General features: G+C 70.0%; 14 protein-coding genes and 1 pseudogene. 4 read left to right on the forward strand and 11 right to left on the reverse strand.

The window, feature by feature from the left end:
- Positions 1-16: 16 nt before the first annotated feature.
- From ACY34M_RS11895 to ACY34M_RS11920, 6 genes are all read right to left on the reverse strand, one after another.
- Positions 17-1,054: a hypothetical protein gene (locus tag ACY34M_RS11895; protein ID WP_462718391.1), complete on the reverse strand. Its 1,038-nt coding sequence runs from the start codon at positions 1,052-1,054 to the stop codon at positions 17-19.
- A gap of 44 nt (positions 1,055-1,098) precedes the next feature.
- Positions 1,099-2,160 (reverse strand): C40 family peptidase, encoded by a 1,062-nt coding sequence (locus ACY34M_RS11900; protein WP_462718392.1) that lies wholly within the window; start codon positions 2,158-2,160, stop codon positions 1,099-1,101.
- 31 nt (positions 2,161-2,191) lie between these two features.
- Complete coding sequence (locus ACY34M_RS11905; protein WP_462718393.1) at positions 2,192-2,674, reverse strand: poly-gamma-glutamate biosynthesis protein PgsC/CapC; 483 nt, start codon at positions 2,672-2,674, stop codon at positions 2,192-2,194.
- Positions 2,671-4,158 carry a poly-gamma-glutamate synthase PgsB gene (pgsB, locus tag ACY34M_RS11910; RefSeq protein WP_462718394.1) on the reverse strand — a complete coding sequence of 496 codons (1,488 nt, stop codon included), beginning with the start codon at positions 4,156-4,158 and terminating at the stop codon, positions 2,671-2,673. The genes ACY34M_RS11905 and pgsB overlap by 4 nt, the downstream gene beginning before the upstream one ends.
- Before the next feature lie 8 nt (positions 4,159-4,166).
- Positions 4,167-6,422 carry a HAMP domain-containing protein gene (locus ACY34M_RS11915; protein WP_462718395.1) on the reverse strand — a complete coding sequence of 752 codons (2,256 nt, stop codon included), beginning with the start codon at positions 6,420-6,422 and terminating at the stop codon, positions 4,167-4,169.
- 223 nt (positions 6,423-6,645) lie between these two features.
- Entirely contained in the window at positions 6,646-7,869 is a 1,224-nt protein-coding gene (locus tag ACY34M_RS11920) for a CapA family protein (RefSeq protein WP_462718396.1), read from the reverse strand.
- 80 nt (positions 7,870-7,949) lie between these two features.
- Between ACY34M_RS11920 and ACY34M_RS11925 the strand changes: the two genes are divergently transcribed.
- Together ACY34M_RS11925 and ACY34M_RS11930 are read left to right on the forward strand one after the other, a co-directional pair.
- Complete coding sequence (locus ACY34M_RS11925) at positions 7,950-8,867, forward strand: hypothetical protein (RefSeq protein WP_462718397.1); 918 nt, start codon at positions 7,950-7,952, stop codon at positions 8,865-8,867.
- A complete protein-coding gene (locus ACY34M_RS11930) occupies positions 8,864-9,256 on the forward strand; it encodes a PIN domain-containing protein (protein ID WP_462718398.1) in 393 nt (130 codons plus the stop codon). Before ACY34M_RS11925 ends, ACY34M_RS11930 begins: the two co-directional genes overlap by 4 nt.
- Here the strand turns inward: ACY34M_RS11930 and ACY34M_RS11935 are convergent.
- The gene (locus ACY34M_RS11935; RefSeq protein WP_462718399.1) at positions 9,250-10,764 is read right to left on the reverse strand and encodes a hypothetical protein; all 1,515 of its coding nucleotides are present in this window, start codon (positions 10,762-10,764) and stop codon (positions 9,250-9,252) included. The genes ACY34M_RS11930 and ACY34M_RS11935 overlap by 7 nt on opposite strands.
- 149 nt (positions 10,765-10,913) lie before the next feature.
- Here ACY34M_RS11935 and ACY34M_RS11940 point away from each other — a divergent pair, with 149 nt between their 5' ends.
- Positions 10,914-11,720 (forward strand): endonuclease/exonuclease/phosphatase family protein, encoded by an 807-nt coding sequence (locus ACY34M_RS11940; RefSeq protein ID WP_462718400.1) that lies wholly within the window; start codon positions 10,914-10,916, stop codon positions 11,718-11,720.
- A gap of 14 nt (positions 11,721-11,734) precedes the next feature.
- On the opposite strand, the gene ACY34M_RS11945 is transcribed toward ACY34M_RS11940, so the two are convergent.
- Both ACY34M_RS11945 and ACY34M_RS11950 read right to left on the reverse strand, forming a co-directional pair.
- The gene (locus ACY34M_RS11945) at positions 11,735-15,610 is read right to left on the reverse strand and encodes a bifunctional glycosyltransferase/CDP-glycerol:glycerophosphate glycerophosphotransferase (RefSeq protein ID WP_462718401.1); all 3,876 of its coding nucleotides are present in this window, start codon (positions 15,608-15,610) and stop codon (positions 11,735-11,737) included.
- A gap of 243 nt (positions 15,611-15,853) precedes the next feature.
- Entirely contained in the window at positions 15,854-16,915 is a 1,062-nt protein-coding gene (locus ACY34M_RS11950) for a PLL family lectin (protein WP_462718402.1), read from the reverse strand.
- 302 nt (positions 16,916-17,217) lie between these two features.
- On the opposite strand from ACY34M_RS11950, the gene ACY34M_RS11955 reads away from it, so the two are divergent.
- Positions 17,218-18,306, forward strand: coding sequence for an LCP family protein (locus ACY34M_RS11955; RefSeq protein WP_462718403.1), 1,089 nt, complete (start codon positions 17,218-17,220; stop codon positions 18,304-18,306).
- Between the two features lie 41 nt (positions 18,307-18,347).
- Here ACY34M_RS11955 and ACY34M_RS11960 read toward each other — a convergent pair.
- Positions 18,348-19,808, reverse strand: a pseudogene (locus ACY34M_RS11960) (ArnT family glycosyltransferase); the annotation flags it as partial.
- A 71-nt stretch (positions 19,809-19,879) separates the two neighbouring features.
- On the reverse strand, positions 19,880-21,412 hold the full coding sequence (locus ACY34M_RS11965) for an amino acid permease (protein ID WP_462718404.1): 1,533 nt from the start codon (positions 21,410-21,412) through the stop codon (positions 19,880-19,882).
- Between the last annotated feature and the right edge of the window lie 64 nt (positions 21,413-21,476).

The raw sequence follows: 21,476 nt of genomic DNA on the forward strand, positions 1-21,476 counted from the left end.
TGTGTTCCCGGGGGCCTCAGCCCACGTCCCGCCAGCCCTCGAAGGCGAGCCCGGGCTCGTCCCGCTTCCGCCGCGCGATGTGGAACCGCGCGGGCTCCCCCGGCACCCAACTCCCGGCCACGACACGCCCATTGCGGTCCTCCGCGAGCGCGACCCGCGCATCCGCCGGAAGTTCGGGACCGGACTCCGCCCACCAGGCGCCCGCCGACTCCGTCTCGGTCGGATACGCGGCGAAGGCGACCCGCCCCGACGCCGCGCGCTGGGCGAGCACCGTGCAGTCCACGTCGTCCAGTCGACACCGGATCGCCGAGACGGGCCCCGGCCCGGCCGCGTCCAGCAGCCGCACGGGCGCATCCTCCCCGCGCCAGGCGCACACGGCGCCGTCCTCGTCGATGAAGAAGAGGGTGGTGTGCTCCGGGGACGTCGCGAGGGCGTGGAGGGTGTCCGGCCGGGCGGCGGCCGACTGCGGCTTCTCGTCCCGTACGAGGGGCTTGCCCGGCTCCTCCTGACGCCAGCGCAACAGGCTGCCGTCGGCGGTGGCCGCGTACAGGGTGACGAGTCCGGACTCCCCCGCCACCGCGGCGAGTTCCCCGCGCACGTCCTCACCCTTGAGATCCCGCCAGGGCCCCCAGCCGCCCTTCTCCTCCTGCATGCGCAGGCTGACTCCGCCGCCCTTGTTCCGTACGAAGACGTGGGCACGCCCCTGCGCGTCGACGGCGATGGCGGGCGGCCCGGTACGGTCGCCCTTCTTGTTGGGGTGACCGATGGACGCCCAGTCGAGCGCGGCGAGATGCGACTGGAAGTGCGTCGAGTGCACGAGCCCCGACTCGCCGGGGACGGTGGGGCGCCAGGTGACGAGGTGGGCGTAGCCGTTGGCGCTGCGGGCGACGGCGACGTCCCGGCGCACGCGCTGCTCACCACCGACCACGCGGGGCGCCGTCCAGGCCCCTTCGGGGTGCTCCTCGACGCGGCACACGACCGCGTCTCCTTCAGGTGCGTACGCATACGCACAGAGGGCACCGTCGCGCCCACCGATCAGCCAGTCGCCGTTCACGGGTTCCAGCTTAGGTCGCGCGTTCTTCACTTCGTCCCCGGGTCTCACAGTCGCTTGGCGCTGCGGAACAGGCCCGCATAGAAGCCGTTGCCGTCGATCCGCGAGGTTCCGCCCTGGTCACCCATGGTCGGTCCGTTGACCTCCTTGCGGCTGGAGATGAAGACACGGTGGCCGTTCGTGTCGAGGCCCAGGTACAGGGCGACGTGGTCCATGTGGTTGCCCGTGCGGTGGTCCATCTTGAAGAACAGCAGGTCGCCGGGCTGGAGTACGTCGATGTTGGTCGGCCGGGTGTACCAGGGCGAGGGTCCCTGGATCTTGATGATGTCGACACCCACCTTGGAGCGGGCCATACCGTCCGCGGTGCGCGGCAGTCCGTCGCCCACCTTGTTGGTGGCCGCGAGCGGGAAGCGGGCCCGGTAGCCCCACACCATGCGCATGAAGCCGGAGCAGTCGAGGGACCTCAGGCGGTCCGCGTGCGGTTGCAGCGTCGTGCCGTTGCGGAACGTGTACGGGATGCCCAAGTAGTCGTAGAAGTCGTTCTGTTCGAGGCGGTCGACACCGTCCTCCTTGAACGGGCCGAAGAACGCGTCGCCCGCGTACTGCTGTCCCTCGTCGTCCTTCTTCACGGGCGCGCCCTGCACGTACTGGAAGGCGTACGCGAAGACGTCGTCCTCCTCGTTGCCGTAGTACTTCTTGAACCAGTCCTTGAACCACTGCTGCTTCTCGGCGCCCTTGGCCCAGGCCTCCGGCATCAGGCGCACCCAGTCCTCGGTCACGACCTTGGACTCGGTGTTCGCGGGCTCGCTGAAAGTGCGGGAGGGGCCCTTGAGCGTCGCGGTGCGGGCGCCGTCGGTGAACGTCGCGAGGACCTGACCGCCCTCGCCCCGCAGCACGGACCGCTCGGGGTTCTTCAGGCGCTCCCAGGTCTGCTTGCCGCCCTTGTCGCCGGCGCTGGACTCCAGGAGCGGCGAGTCGGTGACCGTCTGCACGGTGGGCGCCTTGGCCTCCGTGTCCTTCCTCAGCTCGACGGTGAGGTATCCGCTGGCGCCGAGCAGGGCGAGGACGGTGACGGCGTGCAGGACGGGGCGCTTCTTCTTGGGAGGCATGGGGGTTCGGCTCCGGAGGTCGGGTGGCGGGTCAGGCGGACGGCATGAAGCCGAGGAGGATGCCGGCGGTCAGGACGACGTAGGCCATCAGCGTCACCGAGCCGGTCGCGAGCAGCGTGGGCCCCTTGGGCTGGCGCACCAGCTGGTAGCCGATGAGGCCGGGCACGATGAAGCCGAGCGTCTGGTTCGCGTACATCAGCGGGAACTCGATGGACAGCACGATCATGACCGTGGCCTGCAGCGTGACGCCGAGCAGCACGACGGCCGCGAACAGCCGCTTGCCGTAGAGGATCACGAACTTCTGCATCAGCAGGGTGCCGACGTACGTCAGGACGGTGACGCCGACGACCATCGCGGCCCGCTGCAGGTCCTCGACGAGGGTGAGGGCGAGCCAGCCGGGCGTGATCATGCCGCCGGGCGACAGGTTGGTGGTCAGATAGCAGATCAGGGAGAACAGCAGCCCGATCGCGATGCCGATCGCGGCGATCTCGGGGGTGAGGACGGAGGGGATCAACGCTGCTGCTCTCCTGCTGAGTCGTGCCACTGCTCGAAGTCGTCGGCGGGCGGGGAGGGGGGTACGACGGGGTCGAACATGCCGCGCGGGCGGACCGGTTCGAGGTATGGACCGGGGTAGGAGTAGTCGCTGTCGGTCCGCTGCACGGGGATGACGGGCGGCGTCACGTACCGCTCCTCGTACGCCGGTGAGTACTGCTGGTACGGGTCGATGTGCGGCGCGTACAGCTGGATGGTCTCGACGTGCTGCGGCATCCGGTCCGCGGGCTGCGCCGGGCCGTGGTCCCGGCTGTCGTCGGGGCTCTCGTCCGGCGGGAGTTCGGCGAGGAACTCCAGGAGGTGCTCGCCCTGGCCGTGGATGTTGCCGATGGCGACGAGCGAGCAGTCCGGGCCGAGGCGGCCGAGCAGCTGTCCCATGAACTCGTCGGGGTCGCGGCGGTCGCCGCCGAGGTCGACGGCGCGGTCGCGGTAGGCGGCGGGGATCGCGTCGATCGCGGACTTGGCCGGGTGGCCGATGACGAAGACGTGCTCGGGGTCGAGGTCGGGGATGATCTCGCCCATCTGCCCGTTGCGCTCCACACGGTCGGGGCGGCAGTTGATCACGACGTTGAGCGGGCGGTGGATGGCGCCGAGGTCGAGCAGCTGGTTGATGTTCATCAGCGTCGACTCGGGGTCGTTGGCCGCGAAGACGTTGGCGAAGCGGAGCCTCTTGTCGCCGGGGGCGACGTAGCGCTCGACGGAGAGGACGCCCGGGTCCGGCGGGGCGTCGTACATGCCCTGCAGGGCGGTCTCCCGCTCCACGCCGAGGAGCTCGGCGACGACGAGGGCGATGGCGACGTTCTCCTTGAACGTGAACCAGCTGAAGCCGCGCAGCTCCTCGTCGCTGACCATCTCCGGGTCGGCGTACACCAGCTTGCAGTTCCGGGCGTCCGCCTCCTCCTGAAGGATGTGGAAGCGGTCGACCTCGGCCGTGACGCAGATGCCGTTCTCCGGCATGGAGCGGCACAGCGAGCGGGCGACGTCGTCCAGGGTGGGGCCCATCTCGGCGAGGTGGTCCTCACGGACGTTGCACAGCACGCCGATCGTGGAGCGGATCAGCTTGGACTGGTTGATCTCCTGGAGCGCAGGCATGACCGCCATGCACTCGATGACCAGGGCGTCCGGGTCGTACGCGGCGGCGCGGCGCACGATGCCGATCTGCTCGACGACGTTGGCGATGCCGAACTTGCGGTAGACGGGCTCCTCGGTGGCGTCGGGGTGGATGAAGCGGGCGGCGGTGCCGGTGGTCTTGGCGACCGTGGTCAGGTCGCCGCCGCGCAGGGCGCCCGCGCACAGTCGGGTGATGGACGACTTGCCGCGGATGCCGTTGACGAGCACACGGCTCGGTATGTGTTCGAGATTGGCGAAGTGCCGTCTCTGCTCGATCACTCCGGCGATCAGCAGGACGGCTCCGCACACCACGAGCACGGAGTAGAGGAAGAGCACGGTGGTTCCTAATTCCTTCGGCCTGCGGCAGGCGGGCCCGCGGGGGCGCCCTGCCGTCGCTGCTGTTGCCGCTGTCCCTGCAGTTGTCCGCGGACGAGTTCGAGGCTGCGGGTGATGGCACCGACCTCGTCGTGGTGCCGGGGGAAGAGCACCGTCTTGCGGTCGCCGTCCGCGAGGCGCTCGGCCTGGCGGGCCAGTTCGCGCAGCGGCCGGACGACCACGATGTGCAGCCAGCCCAGGCACGCGGCGGCGGCCGTGCCACCGAGCAGGCCCGCGAGCACGGTGCGGTCCTGGTAGGTGTACGCGGGGATCGCGAGGCCCGACGCGGGCTGCCAGCTGACGACGGTCCAGCCGAGCGACTTCGCCACGCCGCCGCCGACGAAGGGCGCCGCCGCGGCGATCCGGATGTCGCCGCCGTCGCGGAGGAGCACGCCGCTGGGGCGCGGGGCGAGACCGACCTTCTGGTTGCTGCCCTCGACCAGTTCGTCGAGGTGGCTGCCGGGCAGCCGGTGGAAGGCGAGGTAGCCGGTGTTGCCGCCGATGATGCGCTTCTCGGCGTCGACGACCCGGACGTCACCGAGTCCCGGCCGCTTCAGGAGCGCGTTCAGGAAGTCGATGCGGATCTCGCCGACGACGGCGGCGCCACCGCGGCCCGGCAGTTCGGCGGTGCCGAGGACGACGGGGGTCTTGCCGCTGTGGTCGAGGACGCGGACGGCCTTAGTCGAGGGGGCCTTGCCCTCGGGGCTGTGCACCTCGCCGCCCGCCTTCGCGAGGACGGTGCCCTTGGCGTCCAGGACGTAGATCGACTGGTAGCGGGTGTGCTCGCTCATGGTGCGTTCGAGCACGTCGGCCATGTCGTCGGGGCGGGTGCGGTCGCCGATCAGGGAGGCGACGGACGCCAGGTCCGCCTGCCCCTCGTTGAGGGCGCGGCGCACCCGGTCGCTGAGGGTGTCGGTGCGTTCGCGCTGGTCGCTGACGATCTGCTGCGGTACGACGGCGGTGTCGCCGGCCCGGTTGAGCAGGAGCAGCAGCGGCGCGCACCACACGAGGAGCAGCACCGCCGCGACCGCCAGGAGGCCGCGGGCGCCGAAGCGGCCGCGCGGGGCCGGCACGCCCTTCGCGCTGTCCTCGGGGCTCGCGCCGAGCAGTTGCCTGCGCAGGCGCTCCAGGGCGGCGCCGATCCGGGCGGCCTCGCCGCGGCGGTGCACGCCGACCGGGCGGGCGAGGTCGCCGCGGGTGAGGCGGCGGCTCTCCAGGAACAGCCGGATGAGCGGGCGTTGCACCGTGCCGATCAGGAACGCGACGGTGAGGCCGCCGATGACGAGCAGCGCGGCGGCAGCGACCAGGCCGAAGACGGGGCTGGTGGCCGCCAGCGGGTCCTCGGCGACCTTCGTCATGGCGACGACGCTGAGGCCGAGCGAGGTGGCGACGGTCGTCTCGCCGGCCTCGGGCGCGGCCAGCGTCGCGTATCCGGCGATCTGCCGCTCGCCCAGGTAGCGGTCCCCGGTGAGGCTGCCGCTGACGCCGGTGAAGCCGCCGGATCCGGGCTCCTTGGACTGGACCGGGTTCTGTTCGGACTTGCGTGCGGCGGTCTTGGCGAACGCCGTGAGCTGCCGGTCGGTCTCCTTGGCCTCCTGGCGCTGGAGATCGGTGCGGACCTGATCGGGGTCGGGCACGCCGTCGCTGCTGAGCACCTCGCCGGACGCGTCGACGACGGCGATGGAGCGGAACTTGCCGAGGCTGATGCCGGGGAACTTCAGGCTGGAGGAGGTGACGACGAGCTGCTGCGGATGGCCCTTCCAGGCGAGCAGGCCGAAGGAGAGCAGTCGGCTCTCGCCGCTGCGCAGGCGGACCATGCGCGGGGCGAGGCCGTCCTCCGCGGCGAGCTTGCTGCGGTCGACGGCGGTCAGCGGGACGTTCTCCCCGCGGGCGGCGAGCAGCTTGCCGGACTTGATCTCGACGACGGCGGAGCCGGTCCACTTCTGGTAGACGTTCCCGATCTTGTCGAGGACCGCGTCGGCCGACACCGGGTCACCGGCGTTGAACAGGGCGGCCGTCCGCGTCAGGTCGGTGACGCCTTCGTCGACGGAGGCACGGAGCGCGATCGCCCCGTCCTCCGCGAAGTGCTGCTGCGACGTCATGACCGCCTTCGGCAGGCCCGCGTTGTCGGCGCGGCCGAGCGTCAGAGCGGTGACCCCCGCGAGAGCGAGAAGCAGAACCGACAGCACCGCGATGGGCGGACGTATTCCACCCAGAAGGGACATGTCGGATCGTCGGCGGACCTTGTGCCGTCGCTTCGAACTCGAAGCGGCCAAGGGAGGACTCCTCTCGGGCGGATCAGTGCGCGCACGCACGGTCAGAACACGCGCGGGCGTGAGACCGCGTACAGAACCCGCGGTCCAGATGCATCTGACTCGGACGAGACCCGAATGGTTGCATGAGGATTATGTGAATGTGACCCACGCCTCAATGGGGAGTGGTAGGAGATCAGTTCGGCAGCGACCGCAGGGGCTTGATGCCGTCCTTCGTGGCACCCCGGTTCAGCATGGTCCCCTCCGTGCGCTGGAACGCCAGGCGGTAGCGGGCGCGCTGCTGCGCCGTCAGACCGTCGCCGCCCTGGAGCGCGGAGGCCACGTCGACGAGCCGGTGGTCGGCGACGGCGCCGTCCGGGACGTCACCCGACTCGTCGGGATCCGGCGGGATCTCGGTGAGCGTGGGCACGTACTTGGCGCGCACGTCCCAGTCGCCGCCACGCTTGCTGAACTCGAACCAGCCGATGGCGCCCTCCTCGGTCAGTCCGGTGGGCACATCGTGGCGGGCGAGCTCGTTGCCGAGCCCGTACGCGATCCACGTGCCGTCGACCTTCTCCATCGGCTGCACGACGTGCGCGTGATGGCCGATCACCAGGTTGACGCCGGTGTTCTCGGCGATCCTGCGGCCCAGCGCGAGCTGCGAGCGGCTCGGGTCCGAGTGGTACTCGCGGCCCCAGTGGATGGAGAGGATCACCACGTCCGCGCCGGCCTTGCGGGCCCGCTTCTCCGCGGCGGCGATGCGGTCGAAGTCCGTCTCGTTGGCCAGCCAGGGCTTGCCCTTCTGCAGTTCGTTGCCGTTGAACCCGAAGGCGTAGGAGAGCTGGGCGACCTTGACGCCCTTGACGTCCATGATCAGCGGCTTGGCGGCCTCGGCGGCGCTGCGGGCCGAACCCGTGTGCTTCAGACCCGCCTTGTCGAGGACGTCCAGCGTGGTGGTGACACCGGCGGCGCCGTGGTCGAGCGTGTGGTTGGAGGCGGTGGAGCAGGTGTCGTAGCCGACGTCCTTGATCGTCGTGGCGATCTGCGGCGGCACCCGGAAGGCGGGGAACCCCTCGAAGGGCCCGCCGGGCTTGCCCGCGACGGGTTCGAAGTGGCAGATGGCCAGGTCGGCCCTGCTGATGACCGGTTCGACACCGGCCAGCATCGGGCCGAAGTCGAGCCCCTTCTCGCCCTTGCCCGTCTTCTTGGCGTCCTTGCGGGCCTGTTCGGTGAGTTCCGGGTGGACGAGGATGTCACCGGCCGCGGCGACGGTGAACGAGGGTCCGCCGCCTCCGGCGGCCTTGTCGTCGTCCGAACCGAACGGGCCGCAGGCTGCGACGCCCGCGAGCAGGACGGTCAGGGCGGCACCGGCTGTCGCGAGGCGGGCCGGGCGTGGAGTGCGGAGGGGGCGTCTGATCACCGGGATATTTTTATACAACTATGACGGCGAACAAGACAAAGATGGTCACAATTGCAGCAATCCTTGCCGTTGTCGGCGCTGTGGCCATACTCCTGACGACCGGGATCGCCCGGCAGCACTCCGTCGGCACGGCCGACGGCGCCCCGTCCGGGAGCCGTTCGGGGGTCGACCTGAGGGCCCGCGTCGACGCCTACGCGGACCGCTTCCGGCCGGACTCCGGCTACCGGGAGCCGTCGCGCCACGACCGCGAGGCGGTGGCGCGAGGCGTGTCCCTGCTGCTCGACGGTGAGCGCGACAAGGCCCGACGCACGCTGTCCGACATCGACTTCACCGTCCGCACGGTCACCGACAGCGCGACCGGGCGGCGGTACGAGGAGGTCGCCGACCGGAGCGACGACGGGCCCACGCCCCGCGGCTGGGGCCGTGTCTACCTCGCCCGGGACACCACGCCCACGAGCCGGCGCTGGACGGTGCAGGTGCCGCACCCGACGGCGGACCGGCACACCGAGCGCCTCGGCGTCGGCGTCCTGCGCGGCGCGCGCGGCGGCATCATGGTGATCGCGGGCGCGCACCGCGCGGCCGGCGAGGGCAACGCGGCGGACGTCGCCCACCGCAGGGACACCGTGTTCGACGCCGTCTGCGCCGCGCTGGCCGAGCGCGGCCTGCCCGCCGTTCAGGTCCACGGTTTCGCCGACTCCTCCGCGCCCGGCCGCGACGCCGTCGTCTCCACGGGGCGGGGCACGGTCGCCCGCCCCGAAGGCCGGCTCCTCGCCGACGCCCTGCGCGAGCGGGGCTTCCCCGTGTGCCGCGCCTGGTCCGCCTCCTGCCCCCTGGAGGGCCGTACGAATGTGCAGGGCCGCAAGGCGGCGGAGGAACACGTACCGTTCCTGCACATCGAGTTCAGCAACCGGGCCCGTACGGACGAACAGCGCACGGCACGCGCCGTCGCGGCGCTCGGCCGGGTCACGGACCTGTGGCGGAAGGGCGAGCGGCCATGACAACACTTCTGGTGGTGGACGGCGCGAACGTGGTCGGCTCCGTGCCCGACGGATGGTGGCGCGACCGGCGGGGAGCGGCGGAGCGGCTGCGGGACCGGCTGGCCGAGTACGCGCGGGAGCACCCCGACGAGGATGTGGTGCTGGTCCTGGAGGGTCGGGCCCGTGGGGTCGAGCCGGTGCCGGGTGTCCGGGTGGAGGAGGCCCCCGGCGAGGGGGACGACCACATCGTGGCGGTGGCGGCGGGGGCCGAGGGGGCGTGTGTGGTGGTGACGGCGGATCGTGAGCTGCGTAGACGGGTGGCGGAGCTGGGCGCGAGCACCGTGGGCCCGCGCGCGGTCCGCGACGTCGGCCGGGGAGGAGACGATCGGCCGACGCGGGGCGGTCAGTAGTTCCCTCCGTAGTAGCCGTTCGCCGGCACACCGACCGGAGCGCCGAGAACCGTGAAGGGAATCTGCGCCGCCGGTGACTGCGCGCCGGACGGGTCGGCGGCCAGCACCTCCACGAGGTGCTGCCCCTCGTTCCACGCCCAGCCGGGAGCCCACACCCACCGGCCGTCCGGCGCCACGGCCGTCGTGCCGAGGAACACCCCGTTCTCCCGGAATCCGACCTGCGAGGCGCCCGCCGCGGTGCCCGCGAACGTGACCGCTCCGTCCATCACCTGCTCGTGCACGGCGGGCGAGGTGACCATCGGTGTGGTCGGCCCCTGTCCGCCGACGGGCATCGCCGCGACGGGCGAGGCCGCCACCGGGGCCTGCGGCGGGGTGGTGGCGCGCGCCGACACGGCGAAGGGAATCTCCGTGCGCTCCGAGTGGAAGCCGGAATGATCCACGCCGAACAGCCGGACGAGGTGCTTGCCCTTGGTCCACGGTCGCCCCAGCTCCCAGCTCCAGCTGCCGTCCGGCGCGACGTCCGGCGAGCCGAGGAACTTGCCGTGCTCCCACAGACTCACGCGCACCGCTCCCGGGGCCGAACCCATGAACGTCACGCGCGTGGTGGGCATCTCCTCGTTGAACGACGGGGCCAGCACGACGGGAGGCAGGAAGCCCTGCTTCACCACGGACGTGGCCGCGAGGTAGCCGTCGATGGCCGAACGGTCGTGATCCGGCTGTTCGTTGCCGTTGCGCACGAACCCGATGCGCGGGGCCATTCCGTCGATGAGGAAGTTGATGAGCCCCATGAGCACCGGAACGTTCCGTCGTGTCACATCGGTGTGATTGGTGATGAAGGGGGACTCACTGAAGATGAAATTGAAATTGCGGTATCTCTGGAACAGCCCGACGAACGGCTCGACCTGGACGGGAAACTGCTCGTCCTGCGGTGACGACAGGAGATAGATGTTGGCGTCGGTGTGTGTCTCGGACCGCACCAGATCGGGAATGATCGCGTCCAGAACCCGTACGTTCTCCTGCCGGTTGCCGTCGCCCATCATGTAGCGGGCCACGGTGGGGTGCTTTCCCTCGACGTATGTGCCGACCAGGAATTGGGGCACGATGGAGACGATGTTGCGGAATCCGTAGCGCAGACCGAAGTACAGGGCGGCGCTGCCACCCTTGGACCCGCCCCACATGGTGACCTGGTCGGGTGTGAGACCGAGGGACTTCATGACGTGGGAGATCAGCCCGATGACGGACTGTTCCAGGGAGAAGTCCATCTCCTTGCACCAGTAGTAGGTGTTCTTGCCGTCGAACTTGTCCCGTATCCAGAGGATGTTCGCCCTCAGGTTGTCGAAGACGCCGTTCGACCAGCCGTATTCGTCGGGCGCGGAGAAGTTCGCGAAGACGACGACCAGATGACGGTTGCCGCTCTTGGCGTGCGCGAACCGGTACTCGACGGGATAGGACCCCGAGGCCTCTATTCCGTTGAGCAACTTCCGTCCGCTCGCAGGTGCTTTGGACATGTACGACTCCCTCCCAGCGGATCGGACATCATGTCTGAATGCTTCGGATGTTTCGGTTGCCCGGCCCGACGAGGTCTGCCCGTCGGCGTCGCCTGGCGGCGGTTCTCGTCACGTCCGCGGTCGTCCTGACGGGCGCTGTCGTGCTGCTTGTGAGCCGGCCGACGACGCCTGCCCGGTCCCACCCGGCCGAGCGCACGCTGACGGTCGCCACCTGGAACATGTGCGGTATCGAGCGCTGGCACTGCGAAGGGACCGGTAGTCGGCGGGCCAAGCGTGACGCCGTCGTGGAGATCGCCACGGGCCGGGGCGCCCGGGTGATCTTCCTCCAGGAAGCGTGCACCTCGGACGTCGCGGCCTTGCGGACGCGTCTTGGCCGCTCCTGGCACTCGACGTTCCGCCCCTACGCGTGGCGCGGCAGGACGGGCCGCACCACTGCCGTGCGGTGCGGGACCGACGACCCCCACGCGGCCGGTTTCGCGATACTGGCCGCGTATCCGCTGTCCGACGTGCGCACGGTGGCCTCCCGTCAGCCCACGGTCGGCCTGCGCCGCGGCATCGTGTGCGCCTCGGTCGCCACGCACCGACTGACGGTGTGCAACGCCCATCTGAGCCGCCCGGGCGACGATCTGGCGCATCCCACATGGGAATTGCGGGACGACCAATTGAGGTCGCTCACCGGCGCCTTGAGCGGCAGGCGAGTCGTGTACGGCGGTGATCTGAACGTCGACCCGCCTGGCAGCCGCAATCCCGTGGCCCGGGTATGGCCGTCCGCTCCGTACCGCGCCCACCGCGAGTGCGATCAGCGGTCGGCCGCGGCCCGAGCGGGCCGCGCCACCCACATCAGCGGGCACAAGGTGGACTACCTCTTCACCGGTCTGCCCGGGGTCGGCTGCACGGTGCGCGACAGCGGCGCCTCGGACCACTTCGCCGTGCTGCTGCGCGTGCGCACCGGCTGAGCCGGTCCGCGGCCTCACACGATCACGCCCTCGTAGACCCGTGCGCCGGGCGTCGGCGCCAACGGCTGGACCATGTACGGCTGTTGGTACGGAACCGGTGGCAGTTGCGCCGCCTGGGGCTGTGCCGGGAGCGCGCGCAGCGCCCGCCCCTGCTGACCGTACACGTACTGCTGCCGTTGGGGGTGGGCGAGCGGCGTCATCGGCCGCGCCGCGCGCCGGGCGTCGACGGTGCCCACCGCGGGCGCCCTCGCCTCCCCCGGAGCCAGGTCGCCACCCGCGACGAGCATCCGGTCGGCGAGCCTCGCGGCCGCACAGCCGTCGTCGAGGTCGCAGAACTGGTCCTGGAACCAGCGGTAGCGCTCGGCGTACATCTCCTGGATCCGGTCGATGTCGCGAATCGCGCCGATCAGTTGCTCTGAGGTGTCGACCAGCGGGCCGGGGGCGCTGTTCGCGAAGTCGAAGTAGAAGCCGCGCAGAGTGTCGCGGTAGTGGTCCAGGTCGTACGTGAAGAAGAGGATCGGCCGCCCGGTGTTGACGTAGTCGAACATCAGCGACGAGTAGTCCGTGATCATCACGTCGGTTATCAAGGAGAGGTCGGCCATGTCCGGGTAGTCGGAGACGTCGAAGACGAAGCCGTCACCGGCGCCCGGTACCGGGTCCACCACGTTCGGGTGGCGGCGCACGAGGAGAACGTGGTCGGCGCCGAGGCGGGCGCGGGCGTCGTCCAGGTCGATACGGAAGTCCAGCTTGTACTTGCCGGGGGCGTAGAACTGGTCGTCCCGCCAGGTCGGGGCGTACATGACGACGCGCTTGCCGTCGGGCAGGCCGATGCGGCGGCGGATCTCCTGCTCACGGTGCTCCATTCCGGGGCGGCGCAGCAGGTCGTTGCGCGGATATCCGCACTCGACCATTTCGCCGGGGAAGCCGAAGGCCCGCTTGAGGATGGGGGTGGAGAAGCTGTTGGGCGAGACGAGCATGTCCCAGTTCTGCACCTCCTTCTCCACGCGCTCCAGGTAGCGCTTGTCCGCGAAGTGGATGGCCTCGATGTCGTGGCCGATCTTCTTCAGCGGGGTGCCGTGCCAGGTCTGGACGACGACCTGGCCGTCGCGCTTCTGGAACCAGTCCGGCATGTGGTTGTTGGCCACGATGTACGCGCTGGTGGCCAGGGCCTCGTACCACTCGGGCGACCACATGCGCACCGCGATCGCGGTCTCGGGGACCTGCACCTGGTCGTCCTTGACGACCCACAGGTGGTCCAGGTCGACGCCCCGGCGCACCAGTTCCTCGTGCAGGGCCCGTGGGCTGTCGGAGTACTGGGTGCCCTTGAAGGCATCGAACAGGATCGCGGGAAGCACCGGTCTTCGACGGGCCGCCGGGTAGGCCTTGGTACGCAGCAGCTTCTGCCGGTAGGGGCCACGGGCGTGGTCCGGCATCGCGGACTCCACCATCAGCGAGAGCCGGTCGTAGGCCTCGGCCTGGAGTTCGTAACCGCGCTCGTTCTCCTCGTACCGCTGCGGGAACGCGGCGATCAGATCCTGCGGGATCTTGATCATCAGGTCTTCGAGGCGCTCCTCGCGGCTGACCGAGGACAGGTCCTGCCGCCGCAGGTAGAAGTCCCAGCGACCGGAGGCCAGCGGGATCTCCCCGGCGAGGGTGCGCATCGCCGCGGGGGACAGCACGCAGCGAAACCTGTTGCCGTGCCACTCCAGCGGAACGTCGCGCTCGGCACCGTGCGCGCGCGAGCGCACCACGACGTGGGTGTCGCGGTACTGCTGTGCGGTGAGGGTGTCCGCGGCGGCGTACTGGCCGATGATCTCCAGGTCGCCGTTCTCGCGCCAGGCGATACGGTTCGCCGTCGGGAGGGTGGCCCGCTCGAACAGCACGAGGTAGCCGGAGCCGTTGCGGTGGACGACGATCTCGCGGTCGGCCTCGCCCGTCTGCAAGTGCGCCGGCATCCGGTAGTGGCCGTCGGGAGTGCCCCGTGCCACAACCGGATAAATAGCCATTTTCCGGCCCTCGACATGGAAGGTTGCCTTCCAGCCGTTGCTGCCCATGCTCCAGGACTCCGGGATGTCGACCCCGGCCTGAGCCTCGGCCCGGAACCCGGGGACGAGGGAGTCCAGCGGCAGCCGTGTGGTGAACGTGCACCAGCCGTCGCCGCCGGGTGTGAAGTGGACCCGGGCGTCGTGCCGTCCGGCGCCGCCCATGCTCACGACCCGGAACTTGCCCCACGCCGGGACCTTGGGGCCGAGATGGACGCCGCGCAGCTCGAGCTGATCTCCCACCACACGATGGCCGGTGATCCGGCACCGCACGATCTCCACGCGCAGCTTGAGCTTGCCCTGGACGAACACAGGGAGGATGCGGGTGTTGTTGTCGACGTACTTGTACGGCGGGTTGGCGGCGGCCCCGGAGCCGCCCCGGTCGATGCCGCGGTAGCGGAACAGGCCGCGGCTGAGGACCCCCGCGGCGACGTCCCAGGTGCCCTCGACCCACTTGCCCTTCCGCTTGAGCCGGGTCGTGTCGATCCGCGTCTCGAAGCCGGCCCAGTCGTAGCAGTAACGATTCTGGTTGGAGCGCTCGGTGGCCTGCGGTGCGTACGTGGTCTTCGCCGCGGTGACGACCATGCGCCCCTGCTTCTTGTTGCGCAGGGCGATGGCTTTCACCGACATGTGCTTCTTGTGCACGTTGATGAAGCGGATGTAGGCAGAGCCGGTCAGCGTGAGCAGATCACCGTTGGTGCTCCAGCGGGCACCGGCGAGCGAACCGCTGAGGGACAGCTCCTTGTCGAGACGGTACGCCTTGCGGTCCAGGCCCACCTCGCGGTCCCCGAGGTAGGGGTACTTGAGGTAGCGGTGGAAGCGCCGCTGGACGGGGATGGGGCCGCCCTTGCGCTCGAACTCGATGACGTCGAGGAGTTCGTCGAGCCGGTCCTCGCGCACCAGCAGCCATTTCACGCGGATCTCGGCGGGCAGTTCGTCGATGATGTCCGGGTCGGCCTCGTCGAGGAACTCGTTCGCCCAGTCCATGAAGGCGTCCTGGTACTCCTCGTCCGCGTCGGGCAGCACCTTCAGATGCAGCAGGAGATCGGACTTGAGGCAGGCCAGGTCGTACTTGCGCTTGCTCTCCAGGTAGAGCTTGGACCGTCGTTCGGCCAGGAACCGGCTGACGGACTGGACGGCGGCGACCCGGTCGCGCAGGTTGGACAGTTCGGTGTGGCGCTGGGTGATGGAGGGAGCGGCACCTCCCTCACGGCGCCGCCAGAAGTAGACGGTGTCGCTGATGACATCGACCTTGGTCGCCCGGAAGTGGGCGAACATGTTGACCCAGGAGTCCTCGTAGAGGACGCCCTCGGGGAACTCGATGTAGTGGTGGTCCCAGAAGGACCGCCTGAACAGCTTGTTCCACACGGTGCGGTCGTAGATGAGCGCCTCGTTGCGGGTGATGTGGGTGCCGCGGCGGTTCTTCTGCATCGGCCCCTTGTGCAGGGGCGACTGCCACTTCTTGGTGGAGTTCATCATCTGCACGTTGCCCGAGACGAAGTCCGAGTCGGACTCGTCCAGGGTGCGCACCAAGAGCTCGTAGGCGTACTCGGGAAGAACGTCGTCACCGTCGACGAAGGCGAGGAACTCGCCGTCCGGATGCATCGCCCGCAGGCCGGTGTTGCGCGCGTGCCCGGGCCCTTGGGGCTCTTGGCGGAGCAGGTGGAACCGTGGGTCCGCGGCACAGAACTGGCCGGCGATCCGCGTGGATTCGTCGGTGGATCCGTCGTCGACGAGGATCACCTCGAAGTCGCGGAACGACTGGCGCGCGATGGACTCCAGGCACTCCCCCAGATATGCCTCAACATCCTGAAAAGGGACAACAATACTCAGCCGCGGACTACCCACCGGTCCACACTCCTACCAAGACATATCGCCCTATGGGCTGCTCGCCGCACCACGTGGGTGCCCTCCCCTTGCCCGGCGCGCCCACAAGGCACTTCACGTCGCCTTGGCGTCATCCGCCCTTGTGACCTCGTCAAAGCCCCCCGGCCCAGCGGTCACAAGTCCTTCACATCTTATGCAACTCTTTTGAGTGGTCAACCGCTGTTAATGTGCTGGCCATCTTTCAGGAACGGTCGGAAACCGTCTTCAGAGCCGCTGCCACCGGGACAGCGTCAGCCCCTCGCCGTCCTGCCTGGCGACCGCGGGTACGCCGTCGGGCCCGAGCAGGGCCACCACTATGCGGCCACGCCCGTCCCTGGCCAGAGCCGGGGAACCCTGACAGGCCTCGTTCAGGTCGTACCACCAGAACCCGCCCGCCTCGTGCTCCGTACCGCCGAGTCCGAGCACGGCCCCGCCGTCCGGACCCCGACCGGCGAGGACGACACAGTCGAAACCGTCAACGGGGGCCCGCAGTACGGCATATGGGCCGTCGGCAAGGCCACCGCCCAGCGGCAGCGGCCAGGCGCCGGTCCGCCACGCCGCCGCACTCCCGGCCGCACCGTCGGCCCAGAAGACGGTCGGCCGCCCCGGACCGGTCTCGACCGCCGCGAGCGTCCCCGGGGTCGGGTGAAGGCCGAACCCACGAGGCCCGGTGAAGTCACCACCGGGCTGCACTTGCCCCCAGACGAACACGCCCGTCTCGGCGGCGGAGACGACCTCGATCCGGCCGTCGTCGAGGGCGACCGGGGCCGACCGCGCGTCGAGCCCCGCACCCCCAAGGTCCTCCCAGGCACGCCACTTGCCGCTCGGGTGCTCGCGCCGCACCATCAGCCCGCCGTGCGCCCCGCGCACGAAGACGTGGACGGTGCCGTCCCGGGCCGTCGCCCCGACCGGTGGGGCGACATGCCGCCCCTGCTCGCGGTCCTTGTGCGGGTTGCCCAGCGAACGCCAGTCGGTGAAGGCGAGGCCGGTCTGGTACTGGGTGGCGTGGACGACATCGACGCTCGGCGCACCGTCCGCCCCCGTCCGCCGCCTGCGCCCGAGGAAGTGGACGTACGTGTCCGCCCCCTGCACGACGGCCAGATGCGTAAGATCCGGCGCCGGCACGGCGTGGGGGCCGTCCCAGCCGGGCCCGCCGACGGTGCGCTCGGTCCACCTCAACAGGGCCCCATCGGCGAGGGCGTAGAGACTGAGCCGACCGTCCTTGCCGGTCGTGAGCCAGCGGCCGTGTGCGGCGCGGGACGCGAGGCGCGGCTGCCCTTCGGCCACTGGCCGGTCGGCACCTTGGGTATCTGGCGACCTTCTCCGCATGGCCTGGCGTACCTTCCTGGATCTCGCCGTAGGGATACGGACGCACCGGGAGCGCCGTCCGTGACGATGCGCGCATACTATTCCTTCATTCAAACTTCCAAACTTGGACACGTTTCGGTCACATGCCCCGCTCTATCGGGCGATTTCACGTCTATAGTGCTGCGACAGTCCCCAGCCACACCGCGGACCGGCTCTCCCCCCACCCGAGTCCTCACACCGAACACCCGCCCCACGGGCACGACTTACAAGGACTCAGGCCGATGAGCCATGCCACCACGACCTCGCGCCGCCGTGCGGCTCCTCCCGAGCGGCGTGGGCGCCGCAAGGTGAAGAGTCGTGGCAGACGGGTTCGACGGATCATCCTGTGGACCCTGCTGGTCCTCGTCCTCGCCGCAGGCGGCACCGGCTACTGGCTCTACAGCAGCCTCGACAGCAACATCGACGGCGTCGACCTCGACAAGGCCATCGGCGGCGAGCGGCCCGAGAAGCTTCCGACGTCGGGGCAGAACATCCTGGTGCTCGGCTCCGACTCCCGGTCGGGCAAGAACGCCTCGCTCGGTACCGGCAAGGTCGCCGGCGCCCGGTCCGACACCGCGATGGTGCTGCACATACCCGAGGGGCGGTCCCGTGCGACCGCCGTGAGCATCCCGCGCGACACCCTCGTGAGCCGGCCCGCGTGCACGAAGACGGACGGCACGACGACGCCCTCGGCGCAGCGCGTCATGTTCAACTCCGTGTACTCGCTTGCCGGTCCGGCGTGTGTGGTCAAGACCGTCGAGGCGATGTCCGGAGTGCGCATGGACCACTTCGTCGAGATCGACTTCTCCGGGTTCAAGGGCCTGGTCGACGCCATCGGCGGGGTGACCGTCACCGTCGACAAGCCGATTCACGACAAGTCCAGTGGGCTCGACCTGACCGCCGGGACGCACAAGCTGGACGGCACGCAGTCGTTGGCGTTCGTCCGGACCCGGCACGGCATCGGAGACGGCTCCGACCTCGGCCGGATCGGGCTCCAGCAGCAGTTCATGGTCGCCCTGTTGAGCGAGATCAAGCAGCAGGATCTGCTGGGCAGCCCCACCAAGACGTACAAGATCGCGGACAGCCTCACCGCCTCGCTCACGACCGACAACGGGCTCGCCTCGCTCACCAAGCTCGCCACGTTCGGGCGGAGCATGCAGGGCGTCGACCCGGCGAGCATGGAGACGATCATGCTTCCGGTCGCCTACGACAAGACGGACCCGAACCGGGTCGTGGCCGCGCAGCCGCAGGCCGACACGTTGTGGAAGGCGATCCGCGGCGACCGCGAGATCCCCGAGTCGGCGAAGAAGTCTCCCGCGAAGGGCGGCTGACCGGCGGCCGGCCAGGACGGGGCGCTCTGGTCCGCGTGGATCCGCACGTACACCACCGCCCCCTCCACCCGCTCCACCGGCCGATACCCCGCCAGCATCCGGCGCACCGCCCCCACGCGCCCCGGCCCGTACGCCTCCCCGCGCGAGTCGTCCACGATCACCGTCGGGGGGCGGCGTCGCACCTCCGAGCGGAACGTCGGCCAGCTGCCCGGTACCCCGTACCGCTCCCCCACCCTGCCGCCGTCGCGGCCCCCGCTGTAGTTCGTCAGGAGGCCCGCCGTCAGGAAGCGGCTCGCCGGGGTGCGGTTCGCCAGCCAGTACGTTTCCGGGTGCATGCCCCAGATCAGGACCCGCTCGTCCGGGGAGGCGTGCTCCTTGACCACGGACGCCACCCGCTGCGCGTGGGCGAGTTCGGTGCGTGGTGCGAGCAGGCCCCACGTCAGGAACAGGGCGCCGCAGGCCGCCGTGGCGAGCAGGGAACGTCTCAGGTGTTCGCGGGGGAGAATGTGCAACGCCAGTGCCCCCAACAGAGCCAGCGGCGGCACCAGTTGAAGGTAGTAGTGGCCGAAGAAGTGGAAGCCGACGGCGACCGCCGCGGCCGATGACGCGAGCCAGAGCCACAGGTCCGCGCAGCCCGTCCGCGCGATCCGCAGCACCCGCACGACCGGCGGCAGCACACCCGCGCACGCCCCCGCGAGGATCGCCGCGTTGGTCAGTCCTCGTACGAGTACGTGGAGTTCGGAGCCGGTGACGGCGGCGTAGGCGCCCGAGCCCGTCACCGTCCAGAAGACGAAGCCGGCGGGGTTCGTGGCCAGCGCGGCGGCCGCGAGCGGTGCGAGCGCCCCGGCCGCGCAGCGCAGCAGCCCGCGCCGCGGCCACCCCGCCCGCCACAGCATCCACACCACCGGCAGCAGCACCGCTCCCCCGGTCTGCTTCGTCAGGAACGCGCCCGCGAGGGCGATCCCGCACCAGCCCCACCTGCGCCGGTCCGCGCACCACATCGCCGCCGCGGTCCACGGCAGCATGAACACCTCGAAGGTGGCCGCCTGCGTGTCCTGTGGGTTCAGGCCGATGGACAGCACGACGTACAGGGCGCCCGCCGTGGCGCCCGCCGGGTCGCCCCAGCGGCGGCGGGCGAGCGAGGCGAGGAAGACCGCCGTCACCACGTGCGCCGCCACCGCGCAGATCCGCACCGGCGTGAGCGAGTCCGAACCGAAGAGCGCGAACACCGCCTCGTAGAGCCAGGGCAGCAGCGGGGGTTTGCGGTCGACAACGGTTTCGTAGAGCGTGCCGCCGTGCGCCAACATCCGTGCCTGGACCGCCAGATAGCCCTCGTCGGGGTTCCACAGCGGGCGGGTGAAGGACGGGATGCGGGTGACGCAGGTGACGACCGTCAGACACAGGATCAGGCGGGGCCAGTAGCGGCGGGTGCGGCCGCGTCTTGAGGAGCCGGCGCGGTCTGTGGATACGTACGGTCGTGACCGGGGCGCCTCGGTGAGCATGGGCGCCAAACTATCCGCTCCCGTATGTCCTACTTAGTAAGGACATAAGGGGGCGGAGGATCGAGCGACGATTACCGGGCGCCGCCCCGCGCCGTCTTCTCCTCCACCGCGCGGCTGTGCTTGCGGCCGTACGCGAAGTAGATGACCACGCCGACCACCATCCACACCGCGAACCGCAGCCATGTCTCCACCGACAGATTGAGCATCAGCCACACCGAGCACGCCACCGAGGCGATGGGGAGGAACGGGACCCACGGGGCTCTGAAGGCGCGCGGCAGGTCGGGGCGGGTGCGGCGGAGGATCAGGACGCCGAGCGCCACGACGACGAAGGCGAACAGCGTGCCGATGTTGACCAGCTTGGAGAGCTCCTCCAGCGAGATGAAGCCCGCGACCAGGGCCGTCAGGAAGCCCAGGATGATCGTCGAGCGGTAGGGCGTACGGAACTTGGGGTGCACCGCGCTGAAGATCGGGGGCAGCAGTCCGTCGCGGCTCATCGCGAAGAAGACGCGGCTCTGGCCGAGCAGCAGAATCATGCAGACGGTCGTCAGGCCGATGACCGCGCCGAAGGAGATCAGGCCCGCCCAGAACGGGTGGCCGACCGACTTGAAGGCCTCCGCGAGGGGCGCGCCCGGGTCGAGGTCCTTGTAGTTCTGCATGCCGGTGACGACCGCGGCCACGGCGACGTAGAGGACCGTGCAGATGGCGAGGGAGCCGAGGATGCCGCGCGGGACGTCCTTCTGCGGGTTGCGGGTCTCCTCTGCGGCGGTCGCGACGACGTCGAAGCCGATGAACGCGAAGAAGACGACGGCCGCCGCGGTGAAGATGCCCATGACGCCGAAGCTGGACGGCGTGAACCCGGCGATGCCTTCGAGGAGTGTCGCGCTCAGACCCGAACCGCTCTTGTTGTCCTGGGCGGGCGGGATGTACGGGGTGTAGTTGGCGCCCTTGATGAAGAAGGCGCCCACGGCGATCACGATCAGGACGACCGTCACCTTGATGGCGACGACCACGGACGTCACCCACGCCGACAGCTTCATGCCGATCACGACGACCGTCATCACGGCGATGACCAGCAGGAACGCGGCGATGTTGAAGCTGAAGCCGTCGTGGCCCGAGCCGGGGCCCTGGAGCGCCGCCGGGAGCGGGATGCCCCAGCTGTCCAGGAGGGACTGTACGTAGCCCGACCAGCCGACCGAGACCGTCGCGCAGCCCAGTGCCAGTTCGAGGATCAGGTCCCAGCCGATGATCCAGGCCGGGAACTCGCCGAGCGAGGCGAAGGCGAAGGTGTACGCGGATCCGGCGACCGGGACCGTCGAGGCGAACTCGGCGTAGCAGAGCGCCGCGAGGGCGCAGACCACGGCGGCGACGACGAAGGCGATGGTGACGGCCGGGCCCGCGTAGTCGGTGGCGGCCGTGCCGGTGATGACGAAGATGCCGGAACCGATGACGACACCGACGCCGAAGACCGTGAGGTCGAGGGCGGAGAGGGACTTCTTGAGCTGGTGCTCGGGCTCCTCGGTGTCCTGGATGGACTGCTCGATGGACTTGGTCCTGAACAGGCCGTTGCGGGTGCGTTCCGCGCCTGCGTCTGGCTGGGTGCTCACCGGCTACCTCCATGGGCTTCGTCGTCCCATGATCGAGACGCATTGGCTTCGGCGCGCGGGCGAG

It is taken from the genome of Streptomyces sp. EDA2-14, assembly GCF_054963755.1.